Source organism: Sphingomonas sp. BL-S-05, from assembly GCF_055521695.1.
In genome coordinates this window covers 3096713-3115576 of the sequence record NZ_CM145499.1, presented here as the reverse complement: position 1 = coordinate 3115576, position 18864 = coordinate 3096713, and the positions used below count along the sequence as shown (strand labels likewise).

The window sequence follows — 18864 nt, the reverse complement described above, 5'->3', positions numbered from 1 at the left end:
TGTGGCCCTGAGTCCCCGCCTTCGCGGGGACACGGTGCGGTCGACGTTCGCGAAGGTCTGTCCTGCGCGGGGATATTGTGCTGCCGACTGGCGCACGGCTCGCGCCTGTGCGGGGGCAGTTCGGCCTCCTGCTTCCAGCGTAGGGCGGTTCAGCGACGTTCCGGCGGAAGGTCGATCGGTGGCTCGCACGGGAGGCGGCGGATGGCGTTGCTGATCCTGTTGTCGCTGCCGTTCGTGGCGGTGCTGCTCCTGCTGGCGCGCCGGCGGGCGGGGGGGGGCGTGCAGGTCGGCATCGCGGCGGCGGCCAGCGGCGCCGGGCTGGCGGTGCTGCTGTCGCAGGCCGGGGCGGCGCTGTCCGGGACGGTGCCGCGACTGACCATCGCATGGGTGCCGGCGCTGGGGCTCGACCTTGCGCTGTGGCTCGATCCGCTGGCGCTGCTGTTCGCCGGGCTGATCCTCGGCATCGGGCTGTTGGTCGTGATCTATGCGCAGGGCTATCTGGCGACGACCGAGCCGATGGCGCGGTTCCTGTCGTTCCTGATGCTGTTCCAGGGGGCGATGATCGGCATCGCATTGTCGCGCAACATCCTGTTGATGCTGGTGTTCTGGGAATTGACCAGCCTTGCCTCGTTCCTGCTGATCGGCTTCTGGCGCGAGCAGGCGGCGGCGCGACAGGGGGCGCGGATGGCGCTGACCATCACCGGTGGCGGCGGGCTGGCGCTGATCGCCGGGATGGTGCTGCTGGGCAAGGCGGCGGGCAGCTACGACCTCGCCACCATCCTGACGCGTGCCGATGCGGTGCAGGCGTCGCCGCTATATCCGGCGATGCTGGTCCTGATCCTGATCGGCGCCTTCACCAAATCGGCGCAGTTTCCGTTCCATTTCTGGCTGCCGCACGCCATGGCCGCGCCGACGCCGGTCAGCGCCTATCTCCATTCGGCGACGATGGTGAAGGCGGGGGTGTTCCTGCTGGCGCGGCTATGGCCGGTGCTGGCCGGCACCGAATGGTGGTTCGGCATCGTCGTGCCGGTCGGGCTGGCGACGATGGTGTTCGGCGCGGGGGTCGCGCTGTTCCGCCACGATCTGAAGGCGATCCTTGCCTATTCGACGATCAGCCAGCTGGGGCTGATGGTCATGCTGCTGGGGTTCGGCACCGGTGCGGCGGTGAGCGCGGCGATCTTCCACCTGCTGAACCATGCCGCGTTCAAGGCGGCGTTGTTCCTGCATGCCGGCATCGTCGATCATGAGACCGGGACGCGCGACATCCGCCGGCTGGGCGGGCTGGCGGCGATCATGCCGCTGACCGCGACGCTGGGGGTGCTCGCCGCCGCCGCGATGGCCGGGCTGCCGCCGATGGGCGGGTTCGTGTCGAAGGAGATGATGCTGGAGGAGAGCGCGCACGCGGTGTTCGCCGGACGGCCGCTGCTGGTGCCGGTGCTGGCGACGATCGCCGCGCTGCTGTCGGCGGCCTATGCGCTGCGCTATGCGGTCGCGCTGCATTTCGGGGCGCGGCGGACCGGCGAGGTCGCGGCACCGCACGACCCGGGGGCGATGCTGCTGGCGCCGCCGGCGATCCTCGCTTTCGCCGCGCTGGCGCTGGGGCTGGCGCCGATGACGCTGGCGGGGCCGCTGGTGGCGGCGGCGAGCGCGGCGGTGACCGGCGGCGCACCGCCGGTGCTGCATCTGGCGCTGTGGCATGGCGTCAATCCGGCGCTGTGGATGAGCATCGGTGCGGTGCTGGGCGCGATCGTGCTGCTGGGACGCTATCGGTCGATTGCCGCAGGCGTGGCACGCATCCCGGCACCCGATGCCAAGCGGCTGTTCGATGCGACGATGACGGTGGCCGTCGCCGGATTGCGGCGGCTGTCGGGATCGGTCCATGCCGCGTCGCTGCAACGGTATCTGGCGGTGCTGTTCGTCGTCGCCATCGCATCGGGCGTCGAGGCGGGGTGGTGGTACGCGGTGCCGGCGGGGGAGGGCGCGACGACCCCTGCCTCGCCGGTCGCGATCGTCGCATGGGGGGCGCTGGTCGCGGCGACCGTCGCGGTGGTCGCGGTCGACCGGCGGCGCTATCTGGCGCTGCTGTTCATCAGCGTCATCGGCCTCGTCATCGCGCTGGCGTTCGTGCATCTGTCCGCCCCCGACCTCGCGCTGACCCAGATCGCGGTCGAGGTGGTGACGATCCTGCTGATGCTGCTGGCGCTGCATCTGTTGCCGGGCAGCCCGCCGCGCCTGTCGAGCCTCCCGCGCCGGATGCGCGACGGGATCATCGCCGGTGCCGGCGGGCTGGGGGCGGGGTGGCTGGCATGGGCGGTGCTGACCCGCCCGGCGCGCGACGGCATCGCGCGCTTCCATTGGGACAACAGCTATGCGGGCGGGGGCGGGACCAATGTCGTGAACGTCATCCTGGTCGATTTCCGCGGCTTCGATACGCTGGGCGAGATCATCGTGCTGGGGATTGCCGGTCTCGCCATCTACGCGCTGCTCGAACCGGCGGCGCGCGGGGTGGCGGGGCGGCGGCTGCGGACATGGCGGTCGAGCGATCCGCATTCGCCCGAGCGGCATCCGATGATGTTCGTGATGGCGACGCGGCTGCTGTTGCCGCTGGCGCTGCTGGTCGGCAGCTACATCTTCCTGCGCGGGCATAACCAGCCGGGCGGCGGGTTCATTGCCGCGCTGGTCTTTTCGATCGCGATCCTGCTGCAATATCTCGCCTCGGGCTTCGACTGGACCGACGAGCGGCGCCGGTTCGGCGAACATGCGCTGATCGGCACCGGGGTGTTGATCGCGGCGGCGACCGGCGCGGGGTCGCTGCTGTTCGGGGCGCCGTTCCTGACCAGCAGCTTCGGCTATTTCCATGTGCCGCTGATCGGCGAGGTCGAGCTGGCGACGGCGATGCTGTTCGATCTGGGCGTCGCCTGCGTCGTGGTCGGGGCGGTGCTGATGGCGCTGGCGCAACTCGCCCATGTCGCGCAGCGTGCCGCGCGGCACGACGCGGAGGGCGCGGCATGAGCCTCGAATTCCTCGTCGCCTCCGCCATTGCGGTGCTGGTCGCGGGCGGCATCTATCTGGCGCTCAGGGGCCGCACGTTTCAGGTGGTGCTGGGGCTGACGCTGCTGTCCTATGCGGTCAATCTGTTCCTGTTCGCGGTCGGGCGGCTGGTCGTCGACCGCCCGCCGCTCTGGGCAAAGGGGGTGGTCGACCATGCCGACCCGCTGCCGCAAGCGCTGGTGCTGACCGCGATCGTCATCACCTTCGGCATGACCGCGCTGACCGTGATCCTGAGCCTGCGCAGCTTCCTCGAAACCGGATCGGATCAGGTCGATGGCCGTGCCGATCGCGACGGGGAGGACGGCGCATGACCGCGTCCGACCATCTGCTGGTCGCGCCCATCCTCGTGCCGGCGGTCGTCGCGCCGGTGACGATGCTGCTGATGCGGCGGCGACGGGTGTTCAGCCTGATCCTGTCGATCGGCGGGTGCGTCGCGATGCTGGCGGCGGCGATCGCGCTGTTCGCCATGGCGCAGGACGATGCGATCCGCAGCTATGCGCTGGGAGACTGGGGCGCCCCGTTCGGCATCGTGCTGCTGCTCGACCGGCTGTCGGCGACGATGTTGCTGCTCTCCGCCGTGCTGGCGCTGGTCGTGCTCGGCCATGCGATCGTCACCGCCGCCGATCGGCGCGGGTGGCATTTCCATCCGCTGTTCCATTTCCAGCTGATGGGGCTGAACGGTGCATTCCTGACCGGCGACCTGTTCAACCTGTTCGTCTTCTTCGAAGTGCTGCTGATCGCCTCCTATGGACTGATGCTCCACGGGCAGGGGGCGCTGCGGCTGAAGGCGGGGATCGCCTATGTCGTCGTCAACATCGTCGGATCGGCGCTGTTCCTGATCGCGCTGGGACTGTTCTATGGCCTGACCGCGACGCTCAACATGGCCGATCTCGCGCGGCGGATCGCGACGCTCAGCAGCGACGATCAGGGATTGCTGCGCATCGCCGCGCTGCTGCTGATGACGGTGTTCGCGCTGAAGGCGGCGGTGGTACCGATCCATTTGTGGCTGCCCCGCACCTATGCGGCGACGATGCCGGTCGTCGCCGCGCTGTTCGCGATCATGACCAAGGTCGGCGTCTATGCGATGATCCGCACGGTGCCGCTGTTGTTCGGCAGCGGGGCGGGGGCCGCGGCATGGGTGCCGGCGCCGTGGCTGCTGCCCGCGGCGATGGCCGGTGCGATCCTCGGCTTTATCGGCGTGCTGGCGGCACGGGGATTGCGCGAGCAGGCAGCGTTCGCGGTGCTGGCCTCGACCGGCACGCTGCTGCTGGCGGTGGCGCCGTGGCGTGAGGCGACGCTGGCCGCAGCACTCTATTATCTGGTGCAGGCGGTGCTGGCCGGGGCGGCGCTGTTCCTCGTCGCCGACGTGACGCTGCGGCGGCGCGGGCAATATGCCGATGCGATCGTGCCCGCGCCGCATTTCGTCGGACGCGATGCGGCGGGGCTGCTCTACATGGTCGCGGCGATCGCGGCGGTCGGGCTGCCGCCGCTCGCCGGATTCGTCGGCAAGCTGCTGATCCTGAATGCCAGTTTCGCCGCGCCGGGATGGCAGGCGATCTGGGCGACGATCCTCGGCACCACGCTGATCGGCGTGATCGGTTTTTCGCGCACGGGATCGACGCTGTTCTGGAAGGCTGCCCCGCCCGAGGCCGACCCGGTCGCCGGACCCGCGCGATCCGCCGCCGAGTTCGCCGCGCCGCTGGTGCTGCTGACTCTGTCGGCGGTGCTGACCGTCGCCGCCGGCTGGGCGACGGCGCAGGCGGGTGCCGCCGCCCGGCAGGTCATGGCCCCCGAACGCTATGCCTCCGTGATCCTGGGAGCGGCACGATGAGGCGGCTGCTGCCCCATCCGGCGCTATCGGCGATGCTGCTGATCGTCTGGCTGCTGATGGCCAACAGCGTCACCGTCGGCGGCATCGTGCTGGGCGGATGCCTCGCGCTGGTCCTGCCCAAATTCACCGAGCCCTTCTGGCCGGCGCGACCGCGCATGCGCTTCGGCCGCGCGTTCGTCGGCTATCTGGCGATCGTGCTGTTCGACATCGTCGTCGCCAATTTTCAGGTGGCGGGACTGATCCTGTTCCGCCGCAACGCCGATCTGCGCGCGCGCTGGCTGGTCGTGCCGATCGCGCTGACCAGTCCGGAGGCGATCACGATGCTGGCCGGCACGATCAGCCTGACGCCGGGTACGGTCACGGCCGACGTGTCGGCCGATGGCCGGTTCCTGCTGGTCCATGCCCTCGACGTCGCCGACCCGGCGGCGGAGGTCGCGCGGATCAAGACGCGCTACGAAGCACGACTGCAACGGATTTTCGCATGATCGACATCGCGCTCCCCATCGCCGCTGGCTGCATCGCGCTCGCGCTGATCCTCGATGGCTGGCGGCTGCTGCGTGGGCCGGGGCTGGGCGACCGGATCGTCGCGCTCGACACGATGGTCATCAACGCCATCGCGCTGATCGTGCTGATCGGCATGATCGGCGGCAACGCCACCTATTTCGAAGCCGCGCTGCTGCTGGCGATGGTCGGGTTCGTCAGCACCATCGCCTATTGCAAGTTCGTGTTGCGCGGGGACATCGTCGAATGAACACGCTGGCGGAGATCGTCGTCGCCGTCCTGTCGCTGCTGGGGGCGGGATTTGCGCTGATCGGGAGCTGGGGGCTGGTGCGGCTACCCGCGACGATGGAGCGGCTGCACGGGCCGACCAAGGCGACGACGCTCGGCCTCGGCGCGCTGCTGCTCGCTTCGGTCGTCTATTTCCGGACGCAGCAGGGGGTATGGACCGCGCACGAATTGCTGATTTCGCTGTTCCTGTTCCTGACCGCACCGATTTCGGCGAACATGATCGCGAAGGTCCATCTCCACCGGCTGCGCAGCGGCGCGGCGAACGAGTCCGCCGGGATCGCCGGACCGCCGCCCCGGCCGGGCGGAGAGGGCGACTGGGCGACGTTCGAGGCGCCCGCACGCGATACGCCGGCATCGACCGCGAACAGCTGACCCGGCCGGAACGTAGCAACCCACTGCGCCATAGCCCTTTGTGCTCGGCGATCCACCATAAATCGGATTGCCCGGCCGGATGATATGTCGTTACGCTATAACGGCATGGATCAGGGGTGGTCCGTCATCGGGGAGGGAAACGAACGTCGCGCCGCACGGCCATGGCAATGGACCGGGGCGCAGGAAAAGGGGTGTGTTTTGGCGACGCAACGACTGGGGTTCCGGGATGCGATCGGCTGGCTGTCGCAGATCATCGGACCTGATTCGGCCTATGTGCGGCTCGGCATCGTCTATACCATCGCGATCAGCCTGCTCGCGCTGGCCACGCCGATCTCGGTCCAGCTGCTTATCAACAGCGTCGCCAATACGGCGATGCCGGCCCCGCTCTGGGCATTGTCGGGCATCCTGCTGCTGCTGTTGCTGATGGTCGCGGTGCTGAGTGCGCTGCGGGTGTGGATCATGGCGGCGTTCGAACGCCGGCTGTTCGCGCGCGTCGTCGCGGAGGTCACGCTGCGCGCGGTCCATGCGCAGGACCCGTTCTTTGCCGATGGCAATCGCGGCGACCTGTTCAACCGTTTCTTCGATCTGGTCGTCGTGCAGAAAGCGGTCCCCAGCCTGGTGATCGGTGCCTTCACCATCATGCTGCAGGCGGTGATCGGCCTGACCATCACCAGCTTCTATCACCCGGTCTTCCTCGCCTTCAACGCCGTGCTGGTGGCCGCGCTGCTGCTGGTATGGATGTTGTGGCGGCGTGGCGCGATCACCAGCGCGGTGGGGGTGAGCCATGCCAAGCACAATGCTGCGCGCTGGCTCGAAAGCGTCGGCGGATCGAACGGTTTCTACAAATCGTCCCGTCACCTCGATTTCGCGATGCAACGGTCGGAGGCAGTGACCGCCGCCTATGTCGCCAGTCACCGGCGCTATTTCCGCTATCACTTCGCCCAGACGGTCGCGTTCCTGCTGACCTATGCGCTGGCGAGCGCCGGGTTGCTGCTGCTCGGCGGGATGCTGATCCTGCGCGGGCAATTGTCGCTGGGACAGCTGGTCGCGGCCGAACTGATCCTGTCCGGGGTCTTTTACGGCATCTCGCAATTCGGCTGGTATCTCGACACCTTCTACGACCTCGTCGCCAGTTCCGAGGAATTGTCGCTGCTGTTCGCGATCCCGCAGGAAACCACGGTGCGCGGCGAAAATGGTCCGCGCGACGGTTCGGTCAAACTGACCGACGTGGTGTTCGACGATGCCCGCTACGACCTGACGCTGGCGGCGGGCGAACAACTCGTGACCGTCGCCGAACCGGGGGCCGAGCGGCGACTGTCGATGCTGCTCAAGCGGCATGCGGTGCCCGAGCGCGGTCTGGTGCGCATCGGCGGGGCCGATCTCGGCTCGTTCGACATGTACCGGCTGCGATCGGACGTGACGGTGCTCGACCGATCGACCATCGTCGAGGCGACGATCCGCGAATATCTGCGGCTCGCCTCCGAGCAACTCGATACGGCGGCGATGGAGGCGCTGGCGACGGTCGGACTGGAACGCCGCATCGCCAGCCTGCCCAAGGGGCTCGACACGCAATTGGGGTCGACCGGCTATCCCCTGAGCGTCGGCGAGACCATGGCGCTCAAACTCGCCAATGCGCTGCTGGTCCGGCCCAAGCTGCTGCTGCTCGGCCAGCTCTTCGACCTGTTGCCGCCCGAACGGCTGGTCGCAGCGCTGCGGCTGCTCAAGGCGCATGGTACGACCGTGCTGCTATGTACCGGCCGTCCCGAGGATCTGACGCTCGACGGCTATCTCCATCTCGGCCTGACCCGGCAACGCCGGTTCGAACGGCTCGCCGACCTGAAGTCCGCCGCCAACCAGGAGGGCGAAGATGTCGCATCCGCCTGAAACCATGGCGCATTTCCGCACGCTGGCGACGCTGCGCCCGCCGCGCGTCGCCGTTGCCGTCGCGTGGCTGCTGACGATCGGGGTCGTGGCGGCGGTGTTCGTCCTGTTCTTCGTACCCTGGCTGCAGACCGCGCAGGGGCGGGGGCAGGTCGTGTCGCTCGATCCCGAGGACCGCGCGCAGGAGGTGACGGCGCTGGTCCCCGGGCGGGTCGAGCGCTGGTATGTCCATGACGGCCAGCATGTCACGCGCGGCGATCCGATCGCGCAAATCGTCGATCTCGATCCCAACCTCCTGTCGCGGTTGGCCGCCGAACGGGCACAGGTGCAGGCGGAGATCGCCAGCGTGCAGCAGTCGCAGGCGGTGGCACAGATCGATGTCGGCCGGATGCGGCAACTTTTTTCCGAAGGCCTGGCATCGCGCCGCGACTATGAACAAGCCCAGATCAAGGTCGCCGAATCGGGGGCGAAGCTGGCCGAATCGCGCGCCAAGCTGAACCGCATCGACGTGCAGCTCAACCGCCAGTCGGCGCAGCTGGTCCGTGCGCCGCGCGACGGCCGCATCCAGAATCTGAGCGCCGCGACCGGCGGCGCGCTGGTGTCGGCGGGCACGGTGCTGGCGGTGGTCGCGCCCGAACGGGTCGAGCGCGCGGTCGAATTGCTGATCGACGGTCGCGACGTGCCGCTGCTGCGGCCCGGACGGCCGGTGCGGCTGGAGTTCGAAGGGTGGCCGGCGATCCAGTTCAGCGGCTGGCCGTCGGTCGCCTATGGCTTTTTCGACGGGCGCGTCCGTACGATCGATCCCAATGCCAATGCGCAGGGGCTGTTCCGCATCCTCGTCGAACCGGCGCCGGGCAAGCCCGCCTGGCCCGAGCGGCGCTTCGTCCGGCTGGGTGGCAAGGTCTATGGCTGGGTACAGGGGGAGACGGTCACCGTCGGCTATGAATTGTGGCGCCAGCTGAACGACTTCCCGCTCGAATTCGGGCAGGCCGCGACTGACAAGACGGGGCAGGCCGGCGACAAGGAGGAGGACAAGAAGATCGCGACGAAGGCGGGCAAGCCGAAATGATCCGCTTCCTGTCCGTGTTGCTCGCCGCGCAGCTTCCGCTCGCCCCCATGGCGCGCGGGCAGACTCCGCCCGCGGCCCCGGCGCCCGCCGCCGCGCCGTTGACGCTCGACGAGGTGCTGCGTGCCTCCGCCCGGGCCGCGCCGCAGATCGTCGAGGCATTGGCCAAGGTCCGCTCCGCCGAAGGCCGCGCCATCACCGCCGATGGCGCCTTCGATACGGTGTTCGATGCAGAAGGGCGCTCGCGCGCGCTCGGCTATTATGACGGCACCTATGTCGCCGGGCGCGCGACGCGGCCGCTGACCGGCAATGGCGGCTATGTCTATGGCAATTACCGTGTCAGCCGCGGCGATTTCCCGGTCTATGAGGACGAGCAATATACCAACCGGCTGGGCGAGGCGAAGGTCGGCGCGCTCTATGCGCTGCTCCGCGACCGGCTGATCGACGAGCGGCGGACGAAGCGGACGCTGGCGGCGGGGGATATCGACATTGCCCGGTTCGAACGCGGCGCGGTGGCGATCGGGGTGCAGCGCCGCGCGATCGATGCCTATCAGAACTGGGTCGCGGCCGGGTTGCGGCTGCGCGCCTATCGCGACCTGCTCGCCTTGTCCGAAAGCCGGCGCGGCGGGCTGGCGCGGCAGGTCCAGATGGGCGCGCGGCCCGAAATCCTGTTGGCCGAGAATGATCAGAATCTGGTCCGCCGCCGCGCGCTGGTGGTACGGGCCGAGGGGGATTTCGCCGCTGCCGCCAATGCGCTGTCGCTCTATTATCGCGATGGCAGCGGCGAACCGGTGCTGGTCGGCCCGGAACGGCTGCCGAGCGATATCGGCGCGCTGGCCGGGGTCGCCGCGGTCGCCCGCGACGATTTCGTGCAGCGCCGCCCCGACCTGCAGATGCTGTTGACGCGGATCGACCAGGGGACGGCGCGGCTGGCACTGGCGGAAAACGACCTGCGCCCGCGGCTCGACCTGCGTGGCGAGGTCGGCAAGGATGTCGGCCCGGTCGGGCTGGGCGGGCCGTCGCGCACCCCGCTGGAGGCGGCGGTCGGCTTCCGCTTCTCGCTGCCGCTGCAGAACCGCGCCGCCAAGGGACGCGTGGTCGAGGCGCAGGCCGAGCTGGACGCGCTGTCGGCGCGCAGCCGTTTCCTGCGCGACCAGATCGCCGTCGAGGTGGAGGGGATCGCGATCGGCGTCGGCGCGGCCGAGCAGCTGGCGGCAATCGCCGACCAGGAACGGCAACTGGCCGAACGGCTGGCGGCGGCCGAGCGGCGCCGGTTCGAACTGGGATCGAGCGACTTCTTCCTCGTCAACCAGCGCGAGGAGACGGCGAACGACGCCCGGGTCCGCCTGATCGACGCGCAGGCGCGCATCGCCGCCGCCCGCGCCGAACTCGCCGCCGCCACGGCGGATCGCGCGGCGCTGGGGCTCGATCGCTGAAGGGGTAATCGGGGGCGGCCGGTCGATCACCGCCGCGCTGAAGGTTACGCCCTGCCCGGTCCGTCGACACCGGTCAGCGCCAGCAGGGCGAAGCTGGCCAGCCAGTGTTCGCCCATATAGTCGCCCGCGACCTCGCCGAGCGCGACGGCCAGATGGTCGGCAGCGGCCGCCTCCAGCACGCGACCGGTCGCGCCGCCGACGGCCGGCGCCAGCGCGCGCATCACCCAGGCGCGGCTGAGGTTCAGGCCGTCGAGATGCGCGATGCGCCCGTCGCTGCGGTCGCTGACGCGCGCCGGGGTCAGCAGCGTGGCGGGATCGCCCTCTCCAAGCGCCGGCAGATAATCCGCGAACCATGCGGCAAAGGCATCGGCCGGCAACAGGCGCTGCATCGCCATCGCCTCCATCAGCACCGGCGACAGGAAATCCTCGCCGCTCGGTTCCCAGGCCTGCGCGGCGCGGTCGGCCCCGAACCAATGCTCTGCCCGCTGCGCCATCAACGCGCGCAGCGCCGTATCGCCGGTAACCCGCGCATAGCGATCGGCCAGCACCAGTGCGAAGCCGGTATTGGCATGGGTCCCGACGCGCACCGGATAGGTCATCAGCGGCAGATGCGCGCGCCAGCGCTCGGCAAAGGCATGCGCCAGCGGCCTGAGCGTCGCGGCATGCGGCGAGTTCGCGACGATCAGCTCGGCCTGCAACATCAACAGCCATGCCCAGCCATAGGGCCGCTCGAACCCGCGCGACAGCGGATCGTCGAGATAGGCGCGCTCCGCCTCGACCTTGTCCGTGGTGAAGGCGTCGGCGAACAGCGCGTCGATCGCGGCGGCTTCGGCCAGGTCGGGGAACAGCCGCCGGATACGCGCGAGCAGCCAATAGCCATGGACGCAGCTATGCCAGTCGAAGCTGCCGAAGAAGATCGGATGCACCCGGCGCGGCAGATAGACGTCGCCATCGCCGGCCATCACATGGTCGGCCTTGTGCGGATATTCGCGGGTCACATGGCCGAGCGCGATCCGGGCAAAGCCTGCGGCCTGTATGGGTGTCATCGAACCGGTCCTCCGGGAAAGGCGCACAGCGCCAGCACCGCGATGTTGAAAAGGAGCAGGACGATCGCGGTCGGCCACTGCACGCGAATGACGCCGAACCGGTCGCGCAGTTCGAGGATCGCAGCGGGCACGATGTTGAAATTAGCCGCCATCGGCGTCATCAGCGTGCCGCAGAAGCCCGACAACATGCCGAGCGCCGCGACGATCGCCGGATCGCCGCCGAACTGGCGGATGACGATCGGCAAGCCGATGCCGGCGGTCATGATCGGGAAGGCGGCAAAGGCATTGCCCATCACCATCGTGAACAGCGCCATGCCGACGCAATAGGCGATGGTCGCGACGAGCGGCGTGTCGAGCGCGACGACGTTCACGACCAGTTCGGCCACCACCTTGCCCACACCGGCCAGCGCGAACACCCCGCCGAGCGCCGCCAGCATCTGCGGCAGCACCATCGCCCAGCCGATCGAATCGACCAGCCGCCGCGCCTCCGCCACCGGGGCCGATCGCGGCGCGCGGGTCAGCCGGGTCGCCAGCAACAGCGCGACGCCCGCACCGATCGTCAGCACGACCAGCGTCACCTGTTTCGGGTCGATCACCGCGACGCCGGCGATGCGCCCGTCGCCGATCGCCAGCGTACCCGCCAGCGTGACCGCCGGGATCGCCAGCGCGGGCACGAACAGCCGGTTGCCCAGCCGCGCCGCCTGCACGACCTGCGCCTCGACCTCCTGGCCGGCGGGTGTCGAAGGCCGCAGCCCCCGGGTCGCGAGGCCGACCATGACGAGGACGAGGCAACCGTTCAGCAGGTCGGGAAGCCATGGCCCGGCACCGAGCAGGACCGCGAACAGTCCCCAGAATCCGGCATTGCGCCACCGCGTCGCCTCGTGATGGTCGCGCGCGTGATGCAGCGCGACCGCCGCCGGCAATATGGCCGCCGCGATGCCGAGCGCATCCAGCCCGATCATGCGCGCCGCTTCAGCCGGCGGTCGAGCAGCAGCAGCCGCACGCCATGCACCACGAACGCCGCGATCGCGGTCGGGATTGCCCACACCGCCACGTCGAGCGGCGCGACGGTTACGCCATCCTGTTCGAGGATGGCCCGGATCAGCAGGATCGATCCGATCGCGATGAACACGTCCTCGCCAAAGAACACCCCGATATTGTCGACGGCGGCGGCATGGGCACGGATATGGTCGCGGGTTTCGGGGTCAAGCGGGCGGGCTTCGTCGCGCTCCTCCGCCCCTTCGGCCATCGGTGCGACGATCGGGCGCACCATCTGTGGATGACCGCCCAGCGAGATCAGTCCCAGCGCCGCCGTGATCTGGCGCAGCGCGAGATAGCCGATCAGCACCCGCCCGGTCGTCGCCCGGCGCAGACCTTGCACGATGGCGCGCGCCCGGACGCGCAGCCCGGCGCGTTCGAGCAGGCCGATCGTCGGCAGCACGAGGAACGGGACCGCCAGGAATCGCGCGTCGACGAACGCCTTGCCGATCATCGCCACGACCTCGACCGGACCATGGCCCGCCGCCGCCGCGCTCGCCAGCGCCGCGACGGTGACGACCAGCATCGGATTCACGCCCAGCGCGAAGCCGATGACGATGATCGCAATCCCCGACAGGACCAGCATCGCGCCGGTCCCGCTACAGGGTCGCGGCGGCGCGCGCCGCCTGGTTATACTGGCCCGACAGGCGGCGCAGCAGGTCCGCCGCCTCGGACAGATGCGCGCTGTCGGGCCCGTCGGCGACGATGGCGGAGGCGAGCACCCGTTCGCGAATGTCGCGATATTGCGCACAGAAATCGCGCCCGGCATCGGTCGCGGCGACCAGCTTTTCCTTGCCCGCGCGGTGGGTGGTGATCAGCCCGGCGCGCTGCAGCTTGCCGATGGCATAGGTGACGAGATGCGTGTCCTCGATATCGAGGACGAGGGTGATGTCGGCGATCCGCTTCGCCCGGTCGCGATGGCGGACGGTGTGGAGGATCAGCACCTCCAGCGGCGACAGCGCAAGGCCCGCCGCCGCCGCACAGCGCGCGATCCACCGCTGATAGGCCGCCGCCGCCAGCGTCAGGCTGAACTCCAGCTCCGACAGGGCCGGGGCCGCGCCATCGGCCAGATGCGCCGACGAGACGATGGCGCGCTTGTCCCCAGTCATGATCCTGTCCCCTTTCGACGCCGGAGGGTTGCGCCGACGCGCGAATCTGTCAATCCTCGTAAATCATTTATCGACGATTTATCGACGATTCGTCGTAAAAGGGGAATGGGCATGGCGGGCTGGTCTTTCTGGATCGATCGGGGCGGCACCTTTACCGACGTCGTCGCCCGCGCCCCCGATGGCGGGTTGCAGACCGCCAAGCTGCTGAGCGAAAATCCCGAACGTTATGCCGACGCCGCGATCGCCGGCATCCGCCTGATCCTCGGGCTGGCCGATGACGCGCCGCTGCCGACGGACGCCATCGCGGCGGTGAAGATGGGGACAACCGTCGCGACCAATGCGCTGCTCGAACGCAAGGGCGCGCGGACGTTGCTGGTGGTCGATCGCGGCTTTGCCGATCTGCTCGCGATCGGCGACCAGACCCGGCCGCGATTGTTCGACCTCGCCATCCGCCGGGCCGATCCGCTGTATGACGGCGTGATCGAGATTGGCGGGCGGATCGATCGCGACGGGGCCGAGGTCACGCCGCGCGACGACGGTGCCATCCTCGCGCTGCTGACCGCGAAGCGCACCGAGGGGTTCGAGGCGGTGGCGATCGCCCTGACCCATGGCTGGGCCCATGGCGCGACCGAGGCGCGGGTCGCCGCGCTCGCCCGACAGGCCGGTTTTGCGCAGATATCGGCCAGCCATGCGGTCAGCCCGCTGATCGGGCTGGTCGCGCGCGGGCGGACAACGGTGGTCGACGCCTATCTGTCGCCGGTGCTGCGCCGCTATGTCGACCGGGTCGCGGGCGCGCTGGGCACGGTGCCGCTGCAGTTCATGCAGTCGAGCGGCGGCCTTGCCGATGCACATGCGTTTCAGGGCAAGGACGCGATCCTGTCCGGCCCCGCCGGTGGCGTCGTCGCCGCGGCCCGTACCGCCGGGGCGGCAGGGTTCGATCGGGTGATCGGGTTCGACATGGGGGGCACCTCGACCGACGTGACCCTGTACGCCGGGCGGTTCGAACGCGTGCTCGACGCCATGGTCGCGGGGGTCGAGATGCGGGTGCCGATGATGGCGATCGAGACGGTCGCGGCGGGCGGCGGATCGATCCTCCATTATGACGGACAGCGGTTCCGCGTCGGCCCCGACAGCGCCGGCGCCTTTCCGGGACCGGCCTGCTACCGGCGCGGCGGGCCGCTGACCGTAACCGATGCCAATGTGCTGGTCGGCAAGATCCAGCCCGCTTATTTCCCGGCGGTGTTCGGGACGACGGGCGACGAACCGCTCGACGTCGACGCGACGCGGCGCGGCTTTGCCGATCTGGCCGCCGCGACCGGCATGGACGACCCGCGCCGGGTGGCGGAGGGGTTTCTCGACGTCGCGGTCGCGCAGATGGCCGCCGCGATCAAGCGCGTCGCGCTCGAACGGGGGGAGGATGTCGCGACCTTCGCCCTGCAATGTTTCGGTGGCGCCGGGGGGCAGCATGCCTGTCGCGTGGCCGAGGTGCTGGGGATGCGCACCGTCCTGATCCATCCGTTCGCGGGCGTGCTGTCGGCCTATGGCATGGGACTGGCCGACAAGGTCGCGATCCGCCAGCGTTCGGTCGAACGGCCGCTGGGGACGATGCTCGACGATATGGTCGCGACGCTGGGCGACGAGGCGGCAGGCGAGGTCGGCGACGGCGCGCACCGGGTCGCGACGGTCAACCTGCGCTATACCGGCACCGACACCGCGCTCGCCGTGGACTGGGGCGATGCCGAAGCGATGCGCGCCGCGTTCGAGGACGCGCACCGTGCCCGCTTCGGCTTCGTCAGCCCGGACCGCGCCATCGTCATCGAAAGCGTGGTGGTGGAGGCGGTGGTCGCGGGCGAACCGGTCGCGCCGGCACCGCTTCCGCCGCGCGACGGCGGTCTGCCCGCACCGCTCGACCATGTCACCGTCTGGACCGGCGGGGCCGACCATCGCACGCCGGTCCATGACCGCGCTACCTTGCGTCCCGGCGACCGGATCGCCGGCCCCGCCCTGATTCGCGAGGCGATCGCGACGACGATGGTCGAGCCGGATTGGGTGGTCGAGGTGGGTGCCGGCGGCGAGCTGGTCCTGCGACACGAACGCGCCGCCGCGCGCACGGCGCAGGATGGTGCGACCGCCGATCCGGTCCAGCTCGAACTGTTCAACACCCGGTTCATGGGGATTGCCGAGCGGATGGGCGTCGTGCTGCGCAATACCGCCAGCAGCGTGAACATGAAGGAGCGACTCGACTTCTCCTGCGCGCTGTTCGATGCGCAGGGGCGGCTGGTCGCCAACGCCCCGCACGTGCCGGTGCATCTCGGCGCGATGGGCGAAAGCGTGCGCACCATCCTTGCCAGCCGGGGCACGACGCTCAAGCCCGGCGACGTGGTCGCGCTGAACAATCCGTATAACGGCGGCACGCACCTGCCCGACGTGACGGTGATCGCGCCGGTGTTCGACGATGCGGGACGCGAGATCCGCTTCTTCGTCGCCAATCGCGGCCATCATGCCGATATCGGCGGCCTGACTCCGGGATCGACCCCGCCCGCCTCGCGCACCCTCGAAGAAGAAGGCGTGGTGATCGACGATTTCCTGCTGGTCGATGGCGGTCGCCTGCGCGAGGACGCGTTCCGCGCGCTCCTGGCCGGGGCCCGCTATCCGGCGCGCAGCCCCGATACGAATGTGGCGGACATCAAGGCGCAGCTCGCCGCCAACGCCACCGGCATCGCCGAACTGACCGCGCTGGTCGCCGCCAGCGGCTGGAGCGTCGTGCAGGCCTATATGGGGCATGTCATGGCCCATGCGGAGGAGAGCATCCGCCGCGTGCTGACCCGGCTGTCGGACGGGCAGTTCGACTATGCGATGGACGACGGCACGCCGCTCAGGGTCCGCGTGACGATCGATCGCGCGGCCCGGGCGGCGACGATCGACTTCACCGGTACCGGTCCCGCCAGTGCCGGCAATTTCAACGCGCCGCCCGCCGTCACCCGCGCGGTCGTCCTCTATGCGTTTCGCTGTCTGGTGGGGGAGGATATCCCCCTCAACGAAGGCTGCCTCGCCCCGCTCGACATCGTCATTCCCGAAGGCTCGTTCCTCGCGCCCCCGCCGGGCCGGGCCGTCGTCGCGGGCAATACCGAGGTCAGCCAGGCGGTCTGCAACGCGCTGCTGGGGGCGCTGGGCGCGTGCGCCGCGGCGCAAGGGACGATGAACAACTTCCTGTTCGGCAACGATCGCTACCAATATTATGAAACCATCTGCGGCGGGACTGGTGCCGGACCGGATTTCGACGGCACCGCCGCCATCCACAGCCACATGACGAACACCCGGATCACCGACCCGGAAATCCTCGAGCATCGCTATCCGGTAAGGCTCGATCGCTTCGCCATCCGTCGCGGCTCCGGTGGGGGTGGCGCGCATCGGGGCGGAGACGGGGTGATCCGCGCGATCACCGCGCTGGAGCCGATGACCGCGACCATCGTCGCCTCCCGCCGCACGGTCGCCCCCTTCGGTCTGGCGGACGGTGGCGACGGTGCCGTCGGCATGCAGCGTGTCGAGAGGCATGACGGCAGCACCCGGCCGCTGGCCCGCACCGATCAGGTCGAACTCGCGCCCGGCGACCGCTTCGTGATCGAAACACCGGGTGGCGGCGGTTACGGTCGCCCCGGATCATGAACCACTTGCCCGAACGTGCAGGACCTCGGCACCGGTCCCCCGCGATCGGTAGCCGGCTGCCCAGCGGCCGGTCGCGTTACAGGCTGGCGGCCAGCGCGTCGATGGCAGCCGGAGTCGTTGTCGTGACGTTGAACCGCATGTAGGAATTGTCGCTCTTCGGCTGCGAGAAGTGCGATCCCGGCGCGGTCAGGAATCCCCGTTTCAGCATGCGTCGCGCCACGTCGATCCCGCTTTTTCCCGTGCCCAGATCGGCCCATAGGAACGTGCCGCCGCTCGCCGGCGCGACGGTGCAGGATGTCGCCGCGAGCGCGTGGCGGACGGCGGTCGCGCGCTGGGCGAGCAGGGCGCGGATGCGGTCGCACCGCCGACGATAAAGGCCGTCGCTCAGCAGGCGATAGAGGACACGTTCCTGGATCAGCATATTGCCGAGCCCCTGGGCCGAACGGAACAGGTCCAGCCACCGCATCCGCTGTTCGTTCGCGACGATGAAGCCAGCCCCGATTTCGGGCGCCAGGATGTGCGACGACCCGCCGACATGAATCACATGCTCCAGCTGGTCGAGCACGACGAGCGGCACCACCGGCCGCCCGCCGGACGATGGCGCGAGGTCGACATAGCTGGCGTCATCGACCAGCTTGAAGTCGAATTCGGCGGCAAGCTCGAGCAGCTTGCGCGCCTTGTGCAGCGAAATCGAACTGCCCGTCGGATTGTGCAGCACCGATGTCATCAGGAACATCGTCGGTCGATAGCGTTCGCACAGCAGGCGCAGCACGTCGAGATCGGGGCCGTCGGCCTCGCGCGGGACTCGCATGATCTCCGCCCCCTGCGCGAGCAGGACCCAGGAATGGATGAAGGACGACGGATCCTCGACCAGCACCAGCGAGCGTTGCCGGATAAAGGCCCGGATGACGAGGGTCAGTCCGGCGACGCAGCCCGGAACGGTCAGGATCGAGGAAAGCGGCACGTCGACGCCATCGATACGCAGCTTGTTCTGCAGTTGCTGGCGCAGCGGCAGGTAGCCGGCCGGGTCGCCATAGCTGCCCAGCCGATGGCCACTCGACGCGACGCTCCTCACGATCCGGTGCAGTTCGTCGACCGACCCGTCGTCGTGCAGCAACAGCCCGCTGCCCGGGCAGCGATCGAGCGGCAGGCTGGAATGGATGAGCTGGAACGGTTCCAGATCGACCGCCGGCCGCGGTGCGGTATCGCGGACATTCGGCACGACGGTCGCCGCGACGTAGAAGCCGGCCCCCCGGCGCGCATAGACGTACCCGCCTGCAACCAGTTTGTCATAGCCCCGCTGTACGGTGTCCCGGCTGACACCGAATTCGGCCGCCATGGCGCGGATCGAGGGGAGCCGCTGATCGGGGATCAGCCTGCCCTCGCCGATGCGCTCTGCGATCGCGCGGACGATGCGGGCAACCTGCCCGCCCTCCGCCATCAAAGGGTCGGAAAGCGGGTCGAAATTGTCCTTGTCATCAAGGTAGGACAGGCTGGTCATCTTTTGTGATTTTGGCCTGAAGCCAAGCTCGTCGCAATCGGTAATGTTCCGGGCATGGCTACATCCTTTCCGTTTATT

The 18864-nt window shown here is 69.2% G+C and carries 15 protein-coding genes; 10 read left to right on the top strand and 5 right to left on the bottom strand.

The genetic code is table 11. The annotated features are described in order from the left end of the window. Positions 1 to 201: 201 nt before the first annotated feature. From ACZ1JS_RS14510 to ACZ1JS_RS14470, 9 genes are all read left to right on the top strand, one after another. Positions 202 to 3012, top strand: a complete 2811-nt coding sequence (locus ACZ1JS_RS14510) for a monovalent cation/H+ antiporter subunit A (RefSeq protein ID WP_465166678.1) — start codon at positions 202 to 204, stop codon at positions 3010 to 3012. Then, positions 3009 to 3362, top strand: a complete 354-nt coding sequence (locus ACZ1JS_RS14505) for a Na+/H+ antiporter subunit C (protein ID WP_465166677.1) — start codon at positions 3009 to 3011, stop codon at positions 3360 to 3362. The genes ACZ1JS_RS14510 and ACZ1JS_RS14505 overlap by 4 nt, the downstream gene beginning before the upstream one ends. Next, on the top strand, positions 3359 to 4882 hold the full coding sequence (locus ACZ1JS_RS14500) for a monovalent cation/H+ antiporter subunit D (RefSeq protein WP_465166676.1): 1524 nt from the start codon (positions 3359 to 3361) through the stop codon (positions 4880 to 4882). Before ACZ1JS_RS14505 ends, ACZ1JS_RS14500 begins: the two co-directional genes overlap by 4 nt. Next, complete coding sequence (locus tag ACZ1JS_RS14495; RefSeq protein ID WP_465166675.1) at positions 4879 to 5367, top strand: Na+/H+ antiporter subunit E; 489 nt, start codon at positions 4879 to 4881, stop codon at positions 5365 to 5367. The genes ACZ1JS_RS14500 and ACZ1JS_RS14495 overlap by 4 nt, the downstream gene beginning before the upstream one ends. Next, positions 5364 to 5633 carry a K+/H+ antiporter subunit F gene (locus ACZ1JS_RS14490; protein WP_465166674.1) on the top strand — a complete coding sequence of 90 codons (270 nt, stop codon included), beginning with the start codon at positions 5364 to 5366 and terminating at the stop codon, positions 5631 to 5633. The genes ACZ1JS_RS14495 and ACZ1JS_RS14490 overlap by 4 nt, the downstream gene beginning before the upstream one ends. Further along, positions 5630 to 6043: a Na+/H+ antiporter subunit G gene (locus tag ACZ1JS_RS14485; protein ID WP_465166673.1), complete on the top strand. Its 414-nt coding sequence runs from the start codon at positions 5630 to 5632 to the stop codon at positions 6041 to 6043. The genes ACZ1JS_RS14490 and ACZ1JS_RS14485 overlap by 4 nt, the downstream gene beginning before the upstream one ends. A 198-nt stretch (positions 6044 to 6241) precedes the next feature. Continuing rightward, positions 6242 to 7927: an ABC transporter transmembrane domain-containing protein gene (locus ACZ1JS_RS14480; protein WP_465166672.1), complete on the top strand. Its 1686-nt coding sequence runs from the start codon at positions 6242 to 6244 to the stop codon at positions 7925 to 7927. After that, positions 7911 to 8993 (top strand): efflux RND transporter periplasmic adaptor subunit, encoded by a 1083-nt coding sequence (locus ACZ1JS_RS14475; protein WP_465166671.1) that lies wholly within the window; start codon positions 7911 to 7913, stop codon positions 8991 to 8993. The genes ACZ1JS_RS14480 and ACZ1JS_RS14475 overlap by 17 nt, the downstream gene beginning before the upstream one ends. Next, positions 8990 to 10426 carry a TolC family protein gene (locus ACZ1JS_RS14470; RefSeq protein WP_465166670.1) on the top strand — a complete coding sequence of 479 codons (1437 nt, stop codon included), beginning with the start codon at positions 8990 to 8992 and terminating at the stop codon, positions 10424 to 10426. Before ACZ1JS_RS14475 ends, ACZ1JS_RS14470 begins: the two co-directional genes overlap by 4 nt. A gap of 44 nt (positions 10427 to 10470) precedes the next feature. Here the strand turns inward: ACZ1JS_RS14470 and ACZ1JS_RS14465 are convergent, their stop codons facing one another. From ACZ1JS_RS14465 to ACZ1JS_RS14450, 4 genes are read right to left on the bottom strand one after another with little or no spacing between them, the layout of a single operon-like run. Further along, entirely contained in the window at positions 10471 to 11472 is a 1002-nt protein-coding gene (locus ACZ1JS_RS14465; RefSeq protein WP_465166669.1) for a DUF2891 domain-containing protein, read from the bottom strand. After that, positions 11469 to 12434 carry a DUF979 domain-containing protein gene (locus ACZ1JS_RS14460; RefSeq protein WP_465166668.1) on the bottom strand — a complete coding sequence of 322 codons (966 nt, stop codon included), beginning with the start codon at positions 12432 to 12434 and terminating at the stop codon, positions 11469 to 11471. Before ACZ1JS_RS14460 ends, ACZ1JS_RS14465 begins: the two co-directional genes overlap by 4 nt. After that, entirely contained in the window at positions 12431 to 13096 is a 666-nt protein-coding gene (locus ACZ1JS_RS14455) for a DUF969 domain-containing protein (protein ID WP_465166667.1), read from the bottom strand. Before ACZ1JS_RS14455 ends, ACZ1JS_RS14460 begins: the two co-directional genes overlap by 4 nt. 13 nt (positions 13097 to 13109) lie before the next feature. Continuing rightward, on the bottom strand, positions 13110 to 13619 hold the full coding sequence (locus ACZ1JS_RS14450; RefSeq protein ID WP_465166666.1) for a winged helix DNA-binding protein: 510 nt from the start codon (positions 13617 to 13619) through the stop codon (positions 13110 to 13112). A gap of 111 nt (positions 13620 to 13730) precedes the next feature. On the opposite strand from ACZ1JS_RS14450, the gene ACZ1JS_RS14445 reads away from it, so the two are divergent. Beyond that, on the top strand, positions 13731 to 17285 hold the full coding sequence (locus ACZ1JS_RS14445) for a hydantoinase B/oxoprolinase family protein (RefSeq protein WP_465166665.1): 3555 nt from the start codon (positions 13731 to 13733) through the stop codon (positions 17283 to 17285). A gap of 76 nt (positions 17286 to 17361) precedes the next feature. Here ACZ1JS_RS14445 and ACZ1JS_RS14440 read toward each other — a convergent pair whose 3' ends face one another. Beyond that, entirely contained in the window at positions 17362 to 18786 is a 1425-nt protein-coding gene (locus ACZ1JS_RS14440; protein ID WP_465166664.1) for an aminotransferase-like domain-containing protein, read from the bottom strand. Positions 18787 to 18864: the final 78 nt, after the last annotated feature.